The following is an 18,851-nucleotide window of genomic DNA, read 5'->3' as shown; positions in this document are numbered from 1 at the left end:
GGTCTGGTGGAAAGAAAACAGTGACTACTTTATGTGCGGTCACAGTTAAGTGATAGACCTTAGGAAACAGAAAAGCAATGCGCAAAATTCACGCCAATGTCATATTTGTGAGCTATGCCCGCTGAATTGTCTAACTAATTGATTTGAAGTGATTGGTTGTAACTTATTGATATTTATTGATAACCCTCTTTCACAGTAAATTCATTATTACCAATGAAAGAGGGTTAGACTGATTTAGAACAAAATATTATTTAACTCGCTGCAACTGCGCTGCAATCGTCTTAGCTTCTTGCTGCCAACCCTCTGCCAAGGTACGAATGAGAGCATCATAGCCATCTTCACTCTGTTTAAGTTCAAGATCGAATGGTTGCTTAATAAGTTGTCCCTGATGTTTCAGTATCCAAACACCGCGGATGATGGCACGACCATCATAGCGGCCATGGAACCCGGTTACAGTGACGTTGAGGACATCCTGATTGCTGTCCAGTGGCTGTGAGGATACCAGCCAACCCGGCAACGCATTACTCAGATTCGTCACCAAAGTTTGCTGCAATTGCTGGTCCAATGGGCTGGCCCACAGGTTATTACTGGCAATCACATACTGCACATCATTGGTCTGATACACCACACCAGCCGCAGCCAGGTAATCAGCGACACCAACATGCTCAATCCACAGCTGCCGTGATGCCACGCTGCTACTGGTCGTTGCAGGTGCACTGAGGGCCGGTAACTGATAATACGTCTTGCTTGGTTCGCTACTGCAAGCGCTGAGTAACAGCGCGGCGATTACTGCCATCCATTTCATCATTTTTTGGCCTTCTTAGGCTGAGGGTCCTGACTTCCTGCCGCTTCAAATACCAGCGCGTTACTCTTCTCATTCAACGTGCGCAATACTGGTTGTAATTCGCGCAAGACCTGGTCTAGCCGCTGCATATCACCCACCATTTTATTGTATGCCGGTGATCCTGGCTGGAAGCCTTTCATGCTGCGATTGAGCTCATCCAACGTTTTTTGCAGATCTTTCGGCAAGCTCTGCATGGCCGGGCTCGAGGTGATTGCGGTTAGTGACTCCAAGGTTTTCTGAGTGTCACGCATGGTTTTCTGGCTTTCGGCCAGTGTTTTGGTCGCTTCATTAATCATTGGCTCTAGCGGCAGATGATTAATCTTATCCAGCGTTTGTGTCAGTTTCTGCTGAATTTGCGCTAAACCACCACTGACGGTCGGCAACAATGGATAACCCACGACTTCCAGCGGCCCTTTCCACGGTTTGGCATCGGGATAGAAATCCAAATCGACAAACAGTGCACCGGTCAATAGGTTTCCTGATTTCAAGGATGCTCGCAGACCGCGCTCTTTGGCCTGTTTCAGTGTTTGTTCAAAGTTCGCATCCGGGCCTAAATCATTACGGAAACGACCTGGCTCAATACGAATAAGCACTGGGATACGGAAGTCATTATCAACACGCTGTTTCATACCCATGGCAAAGAAAGGTACTTCACCGACAGTCCCCACGCGGATCCCACGGAACTCAACTGGCGCGCCCGCCTGCAAGCCACGAACAGAATCAGAGAAAAACAACAAGAAATCTTCATGTTCAGTGTACAGTGAATTTTGAATGCTACTGCGGTCATCAAACAGTTTAAATTCGGGCTTCTCTTGCGTGATTGGCTGACCCAGATCCAGGCCATCTGGAACATCGAAGCTCACGCCACCACTGAACAACGTCGCCAAAGAGGCCATTTCCACCCGCATCCCTTGCGAGGAGAGGTCAACCGCCACACCACTGTCTTTCCAGAAACGGACATTGGTCGTCACCAGACTGTCATAAGGTGCGCCAATAAAGAGTTGATAACGCATCAGACGTAATTTAGCGTCGAAAGTGCTGGTCTCCACTGAACCAACGCGATAACCACGGAACAGAACCGGATCCCCGGCATTCAACTGCCCTGCTCGTTCGCTATCGAGTATGATGCGCACCCCTTTGGCATCAGGTGCCGCCAGCGGCGGGGAGTCGAGCAAGGTGAATGTATCTAATGCCTTACCTTTGCCGCCGGGTTGCAGTTCAATATAAGCCCCAGAAAGCAGTGTCCCTAAACCGGAAACACCTTCGCGACCTATCTGGGGTTTGACCACCCAGAAAACCGTGTCGCTATGCAGTAAATTCTTCATGCCAGAATTCAAGCGAGCTTGCACGATAACATGGTTGAGGTCTTCACTCAGAGTGACTTGCTCAACAATGCCAACATCCACGCTACGGCTTTTTATTTTCGTTTTACCGGCTTCAATGCCTTCAGCATTCAAAGTGGTCATAACCACTTCTGGCCCTTGATGACTAAAATGATAAAACAGTATCCATGCACCAATCAGCACGGTGACGATAGGGATGATCCACACTGGGGACCACCGTTTGATTTTTTCAATTTCCGCCACACCCTGGCTGGGATTATTGTCCGTCACCTTGCGGCTCCTTCTTCGGTTGTTTCACTTATCCGATCCCAGGTTAGTCGGGGATCAAAGGTTAATGCAGAAAACATTGTCAGGATCACCACCATCGCAAAGAGCAGCGCACCAATCGCCGGATAGATGCTCATCAATTGCCCAATACGGACTAATGATGAAAGCACTGCAATAACAAACACATCAATCATTGACCAGCGGCCAACAAACTCCACAACTTCGTAAATAAAATGCATCCGTTCAGTGTCAGTTTTGCCTTTACCTTTTGCATCCCAACATAACCAACCGATCGCCAACATTTTCAATGATGGCACCATAATACTGGCAATAAAAATCACCAACGCTACTGGGTAGGAGCCTTCACTCCACAAGAAAATCACCCCAGACATAATGGTAGATCCCATCTGACTGCCCAAGCTTTCGGTAATCATAATAGGCATCAGATTGGCTGGGATATAGAGCAGTATTGACGTGATTAATAATGCCATTGTCCACTGCAAGCTATTACGACGGCGGACATAGCCATAAGTATGGCAGCGCGGGCATTGCTCTTGGGATTGCGGTAAAATCGCCGTGCAGCACGAACAGGAGCGTAGACCTTGGCGCAACCCTGTACGGCCCACAACGAGTGGATAAGGTAGTGCTGGGGCGGGCGCAATATCCTGCCACATCCAATGGCGATCAACACACTGGAAAGCACGTACCTGTAGCAAACAGAATAAACAATAAGGGATAAAACTGCTGCCAATACCGATGTCGCCATAGGCCATCAGTTTGACAAAACTAACCAGTACACCGGCGAGGAATATCTCAACCATGCACCAGGTTTTAAATTGGAATAATATTTTCGCGATGAATGCTTTCCAACGAGTTGGCATTCGCACCCGCAGGCAAAGCAAAATGATGGCTACCATGCAGAACGCCGGAATCAGCTGCACCAGCACCATAAATAAGGTTGCCATGCTGACATAGTCATCTGCCACCATCACTTGGGGTATTTGGATCAGCGTTATTTCGCTGGTGATCCCCGCCACCCGCATATTGACGAAGGGGAACATATTCGCCAGCAATAACATAAACAGTGCACTAAACGCGTAACCGACTGGACGCTTACGTGGCTCATCCCACCGCGCTGTCAGGGTTGTTTTACAACGCGGACATACCGCTTTGGTGCCATAAGGCAGGGAGGGTAAGACCACTGACATATCACACTGCCGGCACAGGATCACATTCCCTGACTGTCCGGAGTGCTCAGGCTGAATTACAGAACACAATATCTCATTCCTTACGGCTGTATTCCTGAGTGCCGTTTTGTCAGGGGCTTAATATAACGATAGACATAATATCGTATATCACCTTATCTGACAGAACGGCAATGACATATTTTAGCCGTTTTTCTGAGCTTCCAGCTCTTCCCAACGACTAAATGCTACCTCTAATGCCTGTTCAGCATCTGCTAAGGCTTTCAACACCTGCTGTGTCTCTTCATGTGGACGGGAGAAAAAATCAGCATGACTGACCTGGGCCTGTAACTCACTGATTTCATTTTCCAGTTTTTCCAATTGCTGCGGCAATTGATCCAACTCACGTTGCAGGTTATAGCTCAGTTTACCGGGGCGTTTGGCCGCGGTTGCCGCGTTTTTTACGGGTGCAGTCACTTTGGTTTCTTCCGCTTTAGCTGCAACCTGACGAATAGGTTTTGCCTCAGCACGTTGTTGGTGAGCATCATAATACCCCCCCACAAAGCTGCTGATTTGCCCATTACCTTCAAAGATCCAGCATTCTGTCACTGAGTTATCAACGAATTGGCGGTCATGGCTCACCAGTAAGACGGTGCCCTGATAGCTATCCACCATTTCTTCCAACAGTTCCAGAGTTTCAACATCCAGGTCGTTGGTCGGTTCATCGAGGATCAGCAAGTTACTTGGCTTAAGGAATAATTTAGCCAATAACAAGCGGTTACGCTCACCACCAGACAAGGCTTTCACGGGTGTCATAGCACGTTTCGGGTGGAACAAGAAATCTTGCAGATAGCCCAGTACATGGCGTGAACGACCATTGACCATCACTTCTTGCTTACCTTCTGCCAGGTTATCCATCACCGTGCGTTCTGGATCAAGTTCTGCACGATGCTGGTCAAAATAGGCGACTTCCAGCTTGGTACCGCAATGCACTTTGCCGCTGTCCGCTTTAAGCTGACCGAGCATCAGTTTCAGCAAGGTGGTTTTACCGCAACCGTTCGGGCCCACCAGCGCAATTTTATCGCCACGCTGTACTTGAGCGGTGAAATCTTTCACCAGCACTTTGCCATCAACCTGATAATTAACATTTTCCAGATCAAAGACAATTTTGCCTGAACGCACAGTCTCTTCCACTTGCATCTTGGCCGTACCCATCACTTCACGACGCTGTGAACGTTCCATTCGCAAGGCTTTCAGGGCGCGAACACGGCCCTCATTACGAGTGCGCCGTGCTTTGATGCCTTGACGAATCCAGACTTCTTCTTGCGCCAACTTGCGGTCAAACTCGGCATTTTGTAGCTCTTCAACCCGCAGTGCTTCTTCTTTGCTGGCAAGATACAGCTCGTAGTTACCCGGCCATGACACCAACTTACCGCGATCCAGATCGACAATACGCGTGGCCATTGCGCGGATAAAGGAACGGTCATGGGAGATAAAGACAATGCTGCCCTGAAATTCTTTCAGGAAGCCTTCCAGCCAATTAATGGTTTCAATATCCAAGTGGTTAGTCGGTTCATCCAGCAACAGCACTTTTGGTGAGCTCACCAGTGCGCGACCTAATGCCGCTTTACGCAACCAACCACCAGACAGCGATGAAAGCTCGGCATCTGCCGATAAGCCCAACTGGACCAGTACATCCTGAATACGGCTGTCTAATTGCCATAAGCCCTGATGGTCCAAAATTTCCTGTAATGCCGCCAGTTGATTGAGGTTTTTCTCACTCGGATCAAGCTCAACCTGGTGCAATGCGGCATGATAAGCTTTCAAATGCTCGGCCTGTTCTTGCACACCCTCAGCCACAAAATCAAACACTGTACCGGCCACATTGCGCGGTGGATCTTGTTGCAGACGCGCGACAATCAAATCCTGTTCATAAATGATGCGGCCATCATCTAAGGGAACTTCTTTGCTCAAAATTTTCAGCAGGGTGGATTTGCCCGCGCCATTACGACCCACCAGACAAACGCGCTCGTTTGCCTCGATATGTAATTCAGTATTGTCTAATAAAGGTGCATCACTGAACGACAGCCAGGCACCGGACATGCTAATTAACGACATAGTTTTTACTTTTCCTCGTGGCCGTGAGTAACCAGCCAACAGTTGTGGATCTGACGATTACGGGCAAAGTCTTCAGATTGCGTCTGCGCTGTGATTTCTTTCGCTTCCAGCCCCAACGCTGCTATACCGGCCAAATCCATCTGGAAACCGCGCTTATTGTTAGAGAACATGATTGTCCCCTTACGGCGCAGTAACCGTTTAAGTTCTTTCATCAGCACTAAGTGGTCGCGCTGAACATCAAAGGTGGTCTCCATACGCTTGGAGTTGGAGAACGTCGGTGGATCAATGAAGATCACATCGAATTGCTCATCGGTATTACTGAGCCAAGAGAGACAGTCAGCTTGAATCAAGCGGTGCTGCTGACCCGTTAGGCCATTGACACGCAAGTTCTTCTCAGCCCATTCCAAATAAGTACGCGACATATCGACCGTGGTCGTACTACGCGCACCGCCCAGCCCGGCATGAACACTTGCCGTGCCGGTATAAGCGAACAGATTAAGGAAATCTTTACCCTGACTCATTTTACCCAGCATCTGACGGGCAATGCGGTGGTCAAGGAATAAGCCAGTATCAAGGTAATCAGTCAGATTTACCCATAGCTTGGCGTTATATTCATTCACCAGCAGGAATTCGCCCTTCTGTGCCAATTTTTCGTATTGGTTTTTACCTTTCTGCCGTTCGCGTGTTTTTAACACCAACTGATTTGACGGCAAATCCAACACTGCCAGAGTGGCATTAATCACATCAAACAGGCGCTGGCGCGCTTTTTGTGCATCAATGGTTTTCGGTGGCGCATACTCCTGCACCACAACTTTGCTACCATAACGATCGACCGCCACGTTGTAATCTGGCAAGTCGGCATCATACAAGCGATAGCATTCGATACCCTGCTGTTTCGCCCACTTATCCAGTTTCTTCACATTCTTGCGTAGGCGGTTGGCATAATCCTCGGCCACTTGCACACCGGCAGTACCCTGTGGATTTGCGGCCAACTGGTAGTTTTTCTGTACACAATCCAACGGGCCATTTTTAGCTTTAAATTCACGCTCGGCACGTAACTGCAAACAGCTCAGCAATTCCGGCGATGCACTGAACAGTGACAAACGCCAGCCACCGAATGCACTTTTCATGATGCGGCCGAGCATATTATGCAAGGCAATCAATGCCGGTTCGCTTTCCAACCGCTCACCATAAGGTGGGTTACTGATAACCGTACCTACCGGCCCTTCGGGCAAGGGATTCACAAGCTTACTGACATCATTAGCATTAAAGGTAATCAATTCTGATACCCCGGCACGGCGAGCGTTGGCTCGCGCCATCTCAATGACACGCCGGTCAATATCTGAGCCAAAGAAACGAGACGTTGTTTCTTGCAAGCCACGACGAGCACGCACTTGTGCTTCGGTGGTTAACTCGCGCCAAAGCTCTTCGTTAAATGCGCTCCAGGCCGTAAAGCCCCAATGTGCCCGATGCAAACCCGGTGCACGATCAGAGGCCATCATGGCGGCTTCAATCAGCAACGTACCGGAACCACACATTGGATCGACCATTGGTGTGCCTAATTGCCAGCCTGAGCGCTGAATAATGGCCGCTGCCAGGTTTTCTTTCAATGGTGCCTGCCCCGTCAGATCACGATAACCGCGCTGATGCAAACCTTCACCACTAAGATCTAACGCCACGCTGGCCATATCCCGTTGCAGGAACACATTGACCCGAATATCCGGTTGTTGCTTGGCAACCGTCGGGCGCTGCTCCAATTTGCGGGTAAAGCTATCGACGATGGCATCTTTTACTTTTAATGCGCCATACTGACTATTACGGATTTCGTCATTTACGCCGCTAAAATGGACGGCAAATGTTTTGTCCACACCAAAGATTGACGGCCAGTCAATGGCTTGTACCCCAAGGTACAAATCTAAGTCACTGTAAACTTTGAATTCGTTGAGCGGTAGCAAAATGCGTGAAGCCAACCGGCTCCACAACAGGCTTTGGTACATGAGTCGATCGTCGCCCTGAAAATGTACCCCACCCTGTACTATTTTACAGTCGTGAGCGCCCAGCGCTTCGAGTTCGCTTTTTAACAGTTCTTCCAGTCCACGCGCCGTGCTGGCAAACAGAGAGTTCATATCGCACTATCACCAAAAAGAAAATTGTTGCGCATTATAGCTAATCCCAGCAGCTTGTCATAAAGTTGCTCCCTCTAATTTAATACTCGCACGGAGGCAATGGTGATTACCCTCTCCCGACTTTACGTTCATCCGGTGAAATCCATGCGCGGCTTGCAGCTTTCTCATGCTCAAGTTAGCAGCAGCGGACTGGCCTTTGACCGCGTATTTATGATTACCGAACCGGATGGCACTTTTATTACTGCACGCCAATATCCGAAGATGGTCATGTTTACCCCGGCATTAATGCCAGACGGGTTATACCTCACTGCCCCCGATGGCGAGAGTGCCAGTATCCGCTTTAATGATTTTTTAGCCAATGCGGAACCCACCGAAGTTTGGGGCAACCATTTTACCGCGCTAATTGCCCCAGCCGCTATCAACAACTGGCTCAGCGACTATTTTCAGCGTGAAGTACAATTGCGTTGGCTCGGAGCAGAATTAACCCGCCGGGTAAAACCGATGCCGGAAATTCCACTCTCCTTTGCTGATGGCTTCCCTTATTTGCTCATTAATGAAGCATCATTTAAAGAATTACAGCAGCGCTGCCCTGGCAGTATTAAGCTGGAACAGTTCCGCCCCAATTTAGTGGTCACCGGAGCCAGTGCCTTTGCTGAAGACAGTTGGCAGGTTATCCGAGTGGGTGATATTACCTTTGATTTGGTTAAGCCATGCAGCCGCTGTGTATTAACCACGGTCAGCGTTGAACGTGGTCGCAAGCATCCCACAGGCGAACCTTTGCAGACACTGCAGACATTCCGAACCGCTGAAAATGGTGATATCGACTTTGGCCAAAATATGGTGGCCAGAAACAGTGGGATTATTCGGGTTGGGGATGAAGTCGAAATTCTTTCAACCAAACCTCCACGTCCCTATAGTGCCGGTACTGTGGTTGAAAGTTTAGCCGCGCCACAGGATCAATCCAAAACGCTGTCTATTGAATATAATGGCATCCGCTTTAATGGTAATAATCAACAGGTATTATTAGAGCAATTGGAACAACAAAATATCCGTATACCTTACTCTTGTCGGGCGGGGATATGTGGCAGCTGTCGAATTACATTAATCAATGGCGATGTCGCACCTTTAAAACAGAGTGCTATCGGTAATGACGGGACGATTCTTTGTTGCAGTTGTATCCCTAAAGGGGATATTACACTCAGCGGTAAATAAGAGAACCACGACTAACTTACTTCAGTAAGGTAGTCACCACGACTGTAGCTTGAAAGATAATGGATATTACATCGCCCGGTCGTAAGCTGGCGCGGTGTAGGTCTGTTCAATCACCAGCGGCAACAAACGGTCATTCATTATCTTTATTGCATCACCCAATACTAACTGACGTCCTGCTAATACCACCTGAGATTGTGCCAATAAACATAAGCTGGCAGAGTCACCTGATTCAACCACCAACAAACTAATATCTTCACCGCTATCCAATACTTTTACTGTCGCCAGTTCAGCATTCTGTGGCAACCAAGCTTTTGGCTGTTGTGCAAAATACCAGCTTTTAGGCATTAAAGGTTTTAGAAAACGAAACGCGACCAAAGCATTTAATATCAATTCTGAACGTTGCTCATGGCCCATTTTAATTTGGCGACATTGATCTTCAAATTCAAAATAAAGCGCGGCATCATCAACACAAAATGCGGAGTCAGCAAAAGCATCTGGGGTTAACATTTTTGACGGGAAACGCGAGCGAAAGATCATACCATTAGCTAAATCCAACATGAGGCGGTCATGTTCGGTATCAAAATACCAACGCCATTTATCGTCTGGTTTAATCCGCATATTTTATCCTTCCCACTTTGCCGCCAACATCATTAACTCAATGAGCAAGATTTTCATCCGCCAAATGAGACTAAATTCATATAAGGTCTTTGATGTATATTTAATCTATAGGAACAAAATATAGACGAGCTGGGGGAATAAATAAACCCCCAGGCAAGTAAAGAAGATAAATAATTAGATATGAGTAACGATATTTTTAATCAAACCTGGTCCACGGAAGATAAATCCGGAATAAATTTGAATCAATGAAGCACCCGCTGCCATTTTTTCACGAGCAGCCGTGACAGAATCAATTCCACCCACACCGATAATAGGCAGACGTCCTTGCAACTCTTGCGATAAACGACGAATCACTTCTGTACTACGTAATTGTAATGGGCGGCCACTTAAACCACCGGCTTGTTCGCAATAATTTAATCCCTGAATGAGGGAACGATCTAAAGTTGTATTAGTGGCAATAACACCATCTATATTATGGCGAACCAAACTGTCAGCTATTTGGATCAATTCCTCTTCGGTAAGATCCGGCGCGATCTTTACAGCTACAGGAACATACTTATGATGCCGCTGATGTAATTCAGTTTGTTTATTTTTAATTGCGGCTAACAGATCATCTAATGCCTCACCATACTGCAAAGCTCGTAACCCAGGTGTATTTGGTGAAGAGATATTAATCGCAATATATCCAGCGTAAGGATAAATTTTATCCATACAAATCAAGTAATCGTCTTTACCTTGTTCTACTGGCGTATCTTTATTCTTACCAATATTAATACCTAAAATACCGCCAAAATATGATTTCTTAACGTTTTCAATTAAGTTATCAACACCGTGGTTATTAAATCCCATACGGTTGATCAAACCTTCGGCTTCAACGATCCTAAAGAGTCTGGGTTTATCATTACCTGGCTGCGGCCGTGGGGTCACCGTCCCTACTTCGATAAAACCAAACCCCATTGCCCCCAGAGCATCAATACACTCACCGTCTTTATCCAGACCTGCAGCCAGGCCGAGTGGGTTTTTGAAAGACAATCCCATACAACTTACCGGTTTGGTTGGCACAGACTGACGGACCAAAAATTCAAGCGGTGAGCCGGTAATTCGTTTTAACTGGCGGAAAGTAAACTCATGGGCACGTTCTGGATCAAGCTGAAAGAGTGCTTTTTTGACGAGAGGATAGTACATGTAATCTCCTGAGCGAGCGATGACAAGCCGTTGATGCGGGAATGGTAAATTCATCTTTCAGGAAAGTAAACGTTTGCGAAGTAAAGCCATAGAAAGAATGGTGGTATTACCGATCGAGGTTAGTCATCAATAGAGGGCATGCTGTCCTCTATTGATGATACAAAACGACTTATGCGGCTAATGCCTTGGTTATCTTCTCGTACAGGTCACCCGATAAATTTTCCAGCATTTTCAACTGTTCCAATGCTTGGCGCATCAGCGCTTGACGCCCTGAATCATAGCGTTTCAAACGAATCAGTGGCTCAATCAAGCGGGCCGCAACCTGTGGGTTACGGGTATTCAAGTCACTGAGTATTTCCACCAAAAATTGATAACCGCTGCCATCAATGGCATGGAATGCCGCTGGGTTGCCGGAAGCAAAACTACCAATCAATGAACGAGTGCGGTTTGGATTGCTCAAGCTAAACGCTGGGTGTTTAAGCAACCCGCGGACTTGTGCCAAAACATCTGCAGCCGGACTGGTTGCTTGCAGAGCAAACCATTTATCCATTACCAGACCATCATGATTCCAGCGTACATCAAAGGCTGCCAGTAACTCATCCCGGCATGGCAGTTGTGCCGCCACTGATGCGGCTAATGCGGCCAGCGAGTCGGTCATATTATCGGCTTGGTGATATTGCGAAGAGACCAGTTTATTAGCAAACTCGGCATCACCAAACGCCAGATAATTCAAGCAGGTATTGCGCAATGCCCGTTTAGCGATATCACTGTGCTCAATACGATAGACTGGGGTGATATTCGCCACATAGACAGCCAACAGTTCATCAGACAGTTCTTGGGCCAGGCAACGAGTAATCGCCTCATGCACCGCACTGATCGCCTGTGGATCAATAGTGGTAAACAGCTCTGCAATTTCATTTTCTGACGGCAATGTCAGAATCTGTGCGGCTAAAGCCGGATCAAGATTTTCATCAAGCAATATTGCGCGGAAAGCATCAGCCACATGATTAGGTAAACTCAGCGGCTGTTTCTGTTGGTATTTGGCAACATTAAGCTTGATATAGGTGGCCAACAAACTTTGTGCCGCATCCCAACGGGAGAATTCATTGCGCGCATGCTGCATCAGGAAAGTCAGTTGCTGATCACTGTAGGTGTAATCCAATTTAACCGGTGCAGAGAACTCACGCAGCAGAGACGGGATCGGCGTATGTTCAACATTATCAAAGGTAAAAGTCTGTTCCGCTTCTGTCACATTCAGGACATGATGAACCGGCAAGCCATTTCTCTGTAACGCAATAACATTGCCTTTGTTGTCATATAACTCAATATCCAATGGGATATGCAAGGGCAGTTTTTCCGGCTGGTCGGCCGTTGGTAATGTTTTCTGGCTCACATGCAGATGATATTGCTGTTTTTCCGCATCATAATCATCACGTACAGTCAGGATTGGCGTTCCCGATTGGCTATACCAGCGGCGGAATAAAGATAAATCGACATTTGATGCATCTTCCATGGCCTGGACAAAATCATCACAGGTGGCGGCGCTGCCATCGTGGCGCTCAAAATAGAGTTGCATACCTGCCTGGAATTGCTGTTCACCCAGCAAAGTATGCATCATGCGGATAACTTCTGAACCTTTCTCGTACACCGTCAACGTGTAGAAGTTGTTCATCTCGATAACTTTATCTGGCCGAATAGCATGGGCCATTGGGCTGGCATCTTCTGCAAACTGTGCCGCACGCATGACTCGCACGTTTTCTATGCGATTAACCGAACGTGACCCTAAATCAGAGCTGAACTCCTGATCACGGAATACCGTTAGCCCTTCTTTCAAACTTAACTGGAACCAATCGCGACAAGTTACTCGGTTACCTGTCCAGTTATGGAAATATTCATGGCCAATAACCGCTTCAATATTCAGATAGTCTTTATCTGTCGCCGTTTCTGCTTTTGCCAAAACATATTTTGAGTTAAATACATTCAACCCTTTATTTTCCATGGCCCCCATATTGAAGAAATCAACCGCAACAATCATATAAATGTCGAGGTCATATTCCAGGCCGAAACGGGTCTCATCCCATTTCATCGAATTCTTCAACGAGGTCATCGCCCAATCGGCGCGGTCTAAATTGCCACGGTCAACAAAAAGTTCCAGCGCAACTTCGCGACCAGAACGGGTAATGAACTTATCGCGTAAAACATCAAAATCACCGGCGACCAAAGCAAACAGATAGCAAGGTTTTGGGAATGGGTCTTCCCATTTAACCCAATGGCGACCATCGTCTAAAGTGCCTTTCCCCACCGGATTACCGTTGGAGAGCAAATAAGGATAAAGCGATTTATCGGCAACAATGCGCGTAGTAAAACGCGCAAGTACATCAGGGCGGTCTAAATAATAGGTAATATGACGAAAACCTTCGGCTTCACACTGTGTGCACAATGCTTCGCCGGAAAGATATAACCCCTCAAGTGCACTGTTGGTCGCAGGATGAATATCATTAACAATGGTCAGTGTGAAATTCGCCGGCAGTTGTTCGATGACCAGCACGTTATCCTGTATCTGATAATGCGGCCATGCTTGCCCATCAACACTAAGGCTCACTAAAGTGAGATCTTCACCATTTAATATCAACGGTGCTCCATCTGTTCCCTGACATTTTACTTTGCTGACCGCCGTTACCGTCGTTTTTTGTGCATCTAGCACGAAGTCCAGATCGATATCGGTGATAGTGTAATCCGGCGATTTATAATCGTGACGGTATTTAACTTGCGGCTGTTGTGTCATAGAAACCCTTTTGACGTCTTCAGTGAATATGATTACCAAGTCTGTAATTATGGCTGTTGGGGCCCAAAACATTAGGCTAAATACAAGGCTGCCAGTGGCTTTGCCCTCAGACTCAGATAGCTTTTCAATGTATCACAATTGCAAGAAAATCCCAGTTGAGAACCTGTGCTATTGCGGCAAATTCTGTATCGAACAGAAAACAGACTGCACATTAATAAGAGTAAACATAGCGAAGCAGATACTCACTTAATCACTACAACAACCCCACGTTTTTATCTGGACTAAAAATAGCCAACAAATCTATAAAAGGACACCAAACCAGCTAGCCCTCCTTTATAGTTACTCCTTATTAAAATTTCGCCTCGTTTTGACTAAAATTAAATAATTGTTAAGAAATGCAAATATAATGATGGGGAAATACATAAGATACATTTTCCATGTCGTAGACATAAAAACTTACGCTTTGTCGATATTCTACTCAAGTTAATAACCCTATATTTTTTAAGACAATATTCCTCCTTCATTATCTAAATACCTAAAAAGTTAGCTTTTATCTCATAACACATTTAAGAAAAGAGTGACTTCACGGGTAATGGCACGTTTAATCCTAGACCTCTGATTAGCATTTATGGTGTGATGAGGCTTCAATAACAGGATAATACCGGTATACTCCTGCAACTTTTAGATTATGCCGACTGTGGAAAATGCTCCTACGAGGATGCTGTATAGCGCCATGACCCAAGACGCCTCACCGATTTTGACTTCATTGCTTGATACGGATGCTTATAAGCTCCATATGCAACAAGCAGTGTTCCATCGTTATCGCCATATTACTGTTGCTGCGGAGTTTCGCTGCCGTGGTGATGAGCTGTTGGGCGAATATGCCGACGAAATCCGCCATCAAATAACACTGATGAGCCAATTGGCATTGACCGATGATGAGTTTATCTACCTCTCAAGTTTACCCTTCTTTCAGGATGACTATCTGGACTGGCTACGGGATTTTCGTTTTAATCCTGAGCAAGTCAGCGTATTAAATAAAGATGGGAAATTAGATATTCGCATTACCGGGCTGTGGTGTGAAACGATTCTATGGGAAGTGCCATTGCTGGCAGTAATCAGTGAAATCGTACATCGCCGTCGTTCTGTACATGTCACCGCCGCTCAAGCCGTCAAGCAATTGCGTAATAAACTTCAGCAATTTAAAGCGCTCAGTGCTGATATCGATATTACTCATTTCAAATTAATGGACTTTGGTACACGTCGTCGTTTCTCACGCGAGATACAACATGCCATTGTTAGCAGCTTAAAAGACGAGTTCCCCTACCTGGTCGGCACCAGTAATTATGATTTAGCGCGCGAGTTAGCTTTAACGCCGGTAGGTACTCAGGCCCATGAATGGTTCCAGGCTCACCAGCAGATAAGCCCGGTTCTGGCCAACAGTCAGCGCGTTGCACTGCAAGTTTGGCTAGATGAATATCCCGACCAACTTGGGGTTGCATTAACCGACTGTATTGCGATGGATGCATTCCTGCGTGATTTTGATGAGACATTCGCTAAGCGCTACCAGGGATTGCGCCATGACTCTGGTGATCCCGTTGAATGGGGTGAAAAAGCTATCGCCCATTATGAAAAGCTGGGTATTGACCCTATGAGCAAGACGTTGGTGTTCTCCGATAATTTAGATCTGGAAAAAGCGCTCTCGCTATATCGCCACTTCTATCAGCGGATTAAATTGGTATTCGGTATTGGTACCCGCCTAACTTGCGATATTCCCAGCGTCAAGCCACTTAATATTGTTATTAAGTTGGTCGAATGTAACGATAAACCCGTGGCTAAGCTTTCTGATAGTCCCGGTAAAACCATTTGCCACGACCCGGCTTTTGTTGATGAGTTACGTGAAGCATTTGCCCTGCCGCTGATAAAGAAAGCCAGTTAGTCTATTGCACCTGTGTTTATGAATCGTCGGGCCAATTCTGCCCGGCGATTCATCTCACAGACAGGTTTTTCCCCCTCATTATTGCCCCCATTAAACTCCCGCTCGATTTATGCCGTCTTTATTTAAGCTAACCATAGAAATGTTGCACTGATCTGGTGATTTCTACTTGTGTCCTGCACCGCCGCAAGTAACATAGCAACATCCCCATTTTGTTGGGTTATTAACTATTTCTATAAAACTATTTATTAAAGAGAGAAATCTATGAGCGTAGTGCCTGTAGTCGACGTACTGCAAGGCCGTGCTGCGGTTGACAGTGAAGTCACCGTGCGCGGTTGGGTGCGTACCCGGAGAGATTCTAAAGCGGGTATCTCCTTCGTTGCCGTTTATGACGGTTCCTGCTTTGACCCGTTACAGGCCGTCGTGAATAATACTTTGCCGAATTATCAGGATGAAGTACTGCATCTGACTACCGGCTGTTCTGTTGAAGTCACCGGGACGGTGGTTGCATCACCAGGTGAAGGCCAAAGTTTTGAAATTCAGGCCACGGCTATCAAAGTGGTTGGTTGGGTAGATGATCCCGACACCTACCCAATGGCAGCAAAACGCCACAGTATCGAGTATCTGCGTGAAGTTGCGCACTTGCGCCCACGGACCAACTTGATCGGTGCAGTTGCTCGTGTTCGTCATACATTGGCGCAAGCCATTCACCGTTTCTTCGATGAGAATGGCTATTTCTGGGTTTCTACCCCATTGATTACCGCCTCAGATACCGAAGGTGCTGGCGAGATGTTCCGTGTATCCACCTTGGATTTGGAAAATCTGCCACGCACAGATACGGGTGCCATCGATTTCAGCGAAGACTTTTTCGGTAAAGAAGCTTTCCTGACAGTATCCGGTCAGTTGAATGGTGAAACCTACGCCTGTGCGTTATCAAAAGTTTACACTTTCGGCCCAACTTTCCGGGCGGAAAACTCCAATACTAGCCGTCATTTGGCTGAATTCTGGATGGTAGAACCTGAAGTTGCTTTTGCTTCATTGGATGATGTCGCCGGTTTGGCCGAGAAAATGTTGAAATATGTTTTCCAGGCCGTGCTGAACGAACGCGCTGATGACATGAAATTCTTTGCTGAGCGTGTAGATAAAGATGCCGTCGATCGTTTACAACGTTTTGTGACCTCTGACTTTGCTCAGGTTGACTATACCGACGCCATTGAAATCTTGCTGGCCTCGGGCCAGAAATTTGAAAATGATGTGTCTTGGGGCATTGATTTGTCTTCTGAACACGAGCGCTATTTAGCTGAGAAACACTTTAAAGCGCCCGTGGTGGTTAAGAACTACCCGAAAGATATCAAAGCCTTCTATATGCGGATGAATGAAGATGGTAAAACCGTAGCGGCGATGGATGTCCTGGCTCCGGGTATCGGCGAAATCATCGGTGGTTCACAGCGTGAAGAACGTTTGGATGTTCTGGATGCACGTCTGGCTGAAATGGGTCTCAATAAAGAAGATTATTGGTGGTATCGTGACCTTCGTCGCTATGGCACTGTGCCACATTCAGGTTTTGGCCTTGGATTTGAGCGTTTGATCTCATATGTAACGGGGGTTCAAAACGTTCGGGATGTTATTCCATTCCCTCGTACTCCGAGAAATGCCAGCTTCTAAGTTTCTCATTTAGAAAAAAAATGTCTTTTTGTATAAAAAAAAGCCAGCTCAGCTGGCTTTTGTCATTTTTTAAAGTTCGATCTAAGTCACAAAGTTCCCTGATATTTACATTTGGTAACACATAGTATCTCAATGAAACACATTCAGGTAATTGGTAGCATTTTCGGTGTGGATTATGGGGCCTGTGAATGGAACACTGCGTTCAGACACAGACGACACCAAACTCTCAACAATAGTTCCAAAAAAATTATTGGCGGCAGTGGCAGGTGTCCGAATAACACCAATGAGGGTAATAATAATGATGAAGCGCAATATTCTTGCAGTAGTAATCCCAGCATTGTTAGTAGCTGGCGCAGCTAATGCAGCAGAAATCTACAACAAAGACGGCAACAAACTTGACCTGTACGGTAAAGTTGACGCGCGTCACCAGTTCTCTGACAACGCTGGCCAAGACGGCGACGAATCTTATGTTCGTTTCGGCTTCAAAGGTGAAACCCAAATTACTGACCAACTGACCGGTTACGGCCAGTGGGAATACAACATTCAGGCTAACAATGCTGAAGCCCAAGAAGGCAAAGGCAACAAAACCCGTCTGGGCTTTGCTGGTCTGAAATTTGCTGAGTTCGGTTCATTCGACTACGGCCGTAACTACGGCGTAATCTATGATGTCAACGCATGGACTGACATGCTGCCAGTGTTCGGTGGTGATTCAATCTCCAACTCTGACAACTACATGACTGGCCGTTCTACTGGCCTGGCTACTTACCGTAATACCAACTTCTTCGGTCTGGTTGACGGTCTGAACTTTGCCCTGCAATATCAAGGCAAAAACGAAAGTGGTCGTGATGGTCTGTTGACTACTCAGAACGGTGACGGTTTCGGTATATCTTCTACTTATGATATCGGTTACGGCGTAAACTTCGGTGCTGGCTTCTCTACTGCAAACCGTACTACTTTGCAGAAAAATGCTCACCTGACTAACCCAACATTTGCTGAAGGCGAGAAAGCTCAAGCATGGAACGTTGGTGCTAAATACGACGCTAACAACGTATACTTGGCTGTAATGTATGCTGAAACTCAAAACATGACTCCATTTGGTGATGATTCAGTTGCCAACAAGACTCGTGATATTGAAATCACTGCACAGTACCAGTTCGACTTCGGTCTGCGTCCATCTTTAGGCTACGTTCAGTCTAAAGGTAAGGATCTGAACAACAATACTGATGACAACCATGACCTGTTGAAATATGTTTCTGTTGGTACTTACTACTACTTCAACAAAAACATGTCTACCTATGTTGATTACAAAATCAACTTGCTGGATGAAGATAACTTCACCCGTGCTAACAGCCTGAACACAGACGACGTTGTTGGTGTTGGCTTGGTTTACCAGTTCTAAGTTAAACTTAATCACGCAGTTTATCTGCTGACGTAAGTTAAAAAAGACAGGGCCTCAGCTCTGTCTTTTTGTTTTCCCCTTAATTAATTTAGGGATATTACGCTGTTGATTGGCCTATTCTGCCGATTTTTCACCCTGAATCTCCTCGCCTCACAACATTCATTTCTTT

The 18,851-nt window shown here is 46.5% G+C and carries 11 protein-coding genes and 1 pseudogene; 4 read left to right on the top strand and 8 right to left on the bottom strand.

Going from position 1 to position 18,851, the window contains the following annotated elements; genetic code table 11:
- Window positions 1-247: 247 nt before the first annotated feature.
- From pqiC to rlmKL, 5 genes and pseudogenes are all read right to left on the bottom strand, one after another.
- On the bottom strand, window positions 248-808 hold the full coding sequence (pqiC, locus tag DJ58_RS15190; protein WP_032911301.1) for a membrane integrity-associated transporter subunit PqiC: 561 nt from the start codon (window positions 806-808) through the stop codon (window positions 248-250).
- Complete coding sequence (gene pqiB / locus DJ58_RS15195) at window positions 805-2,457, bottom strand: intermembrane transport protein PqiB (RefSeq protein ID WP_032911304.1); 1,653 nt, start codon at window positions 2,455-2,457, stop codon at window positions 805-807. The genes pqiC and pqiB overlap by 4 nt, the downstream gene beginning before the upstream one ends.
- A pseudogene (pqiA, locus tag DJ58_RS15200) lies at window positions 2,444-3,731 on the bottom strand (membrane integrity-associated transporter subunit PqiA). Before pqiA ends, pqiB begins: the two are co-directional and overlap by 14 nt.
- A gap of 111 nt (window positions 3,732-3,842) precedes the next feature.
- On the bottom strand, window positions 3,843-5,756 hold the full coding sequence (locus tag DJ58_RS15205; RefSeq protein ID WP_032911305.1) for an ABC transporter ATP-binding protein: 1,914 nt from the start codon (window positions 5,754-5,756) through the stop codon (window positions 3,843-3,845).
- Window positions 5,757-5,761: 5 nt separating this feature from the next.
- A complete protein-coding gene (rlmKL, locus tag DJ58_RS15210; protein ID WP_004709969.1) occupies window positions 5,762-7,882 on the bottom strand; it encodes a bifunctional 23S rRNA (guanine(2069)-N(7))-methyltransferase RlmK/23S rRNA (guanine(2445)-N(2))-methyltransferase RlmL in 2,121 nt (706 codons plus the stop codon).
- 99 nt (window positions 7,883-7,981) lie between these two features.
- Between rlmKL and DJ58_RS15215 the strand changes: the two genes are divergently transcribed.
- Window positions 7,982-9,094: a YcbX family protein gene (locus DJ58_RS15215; protein ID WP_004709972.1), complete on the top strand. Its 1,113-nt coding sequence runs from the start codon at window positions 7,982-7,984 to the stop codon at window positions 9,092-9,094.
- Window positions 9,095-9,160: 66 nt separating this feature from the next.
- Here DJ58_RS15215 and DJ58_RS15220 read toward each other — a convergent pair whose 3' ends face one another.
- The 3 genes from DJ58_RS15220 to pepN all read right to left on the bottom strand — a co-directional run bounded on the left by DJ58_RS15220 (window position 9,161) and on the right by pepN (window position 13,682).
- Entirely contained in the window at window positions 9,161-9,712 is a 552-nt protein-coding gene (locus DJ58_RS15220; protein ID WP_004709973.1) for a cell division protein ZapC, read from the bottom strand.
- A gap of 174 nt (window positions 9,713-9,886) precedes the next feature.
- Window positions 9,887-10,897: a quinone-dependent dihydroorotate dehydrogenase gene (gene pyrD / locus DJ58_RS15225; protein ID WP_004709976.1), complete on the bottom strand. Its 1,011-nt coding sequence runs from the start codon at window positions 10,895-10,897 to the stop codon at window positions 9,887-9,889.
- A 169-nt stretch (window positions 10,898-11,066) separates the two neighbouring features.
- Complete coding sequence (gene pepN / locus DJ58_RS15230) at window positions 11,067-13,682, bottom strand: aminopeptidase N (RefSeq protein WP_004709977.1); 2,616 nt, start codon at window positions 13,680-13,682, stop codon at window positions 11,067-11,069.
- 733 nt (window positions 13,683-14,415) lie between these two features.
- Here pepN and pncB point away from each other — a divergent pair.
- From pncB to ompF, 3 genes are all read left to right on the top strand, one after another.
- Window positions 14,416-15,621: a nicotinate phosphoribosyltransferase gene (gene pncB / locus DJ58_RS15235; RefSeq protein WP_032911334.1), complete on the top strand. Its 1,206-nt coding sequence runs from the start codon at window positions 14,416-14,418 to the stop codon at window positions 15,619-15,621.
- A gap of 261 nt (window positions 15,622-15,882) precedes the next feature.
- Entirely contained in the window at window positions 15,883-17,283 is a 1,401-nt protein-coding gene (asnS, locus tag DJ58_RS15240; RefSeq protein WP_004709981.1) for an asparagine--tRNA ligase, read from the top strand.
- A gap of 301 nt (window positions 17,284-17,584) precedes the next feature.
- A complete protein-coding gene (ompF, locus tag DJ58_RS15245; protein ID WP_161598507.1) occupies window positions 17,585-18,682 on the top strand; it encodes a porin OmpF in 1,098 nt (365 codons plus the stop codon).
- Window positions 18,683-18,851 lie beyond the last annotated feature (169 nt).

The organism is Yersinia frederiksenii ATCC 33641 (assembly GCF_000754805.1).
Classification (GTDB): Bacteria; Pseudomonadota; Gammaproteobacteria; order Enterobacterales; family Enterobacteriaceae; genus Yersinia; species Yersinia frederiksenii.
This window is presented reverse-complemented; position numbering and strand designations above follow the sequence as displayed.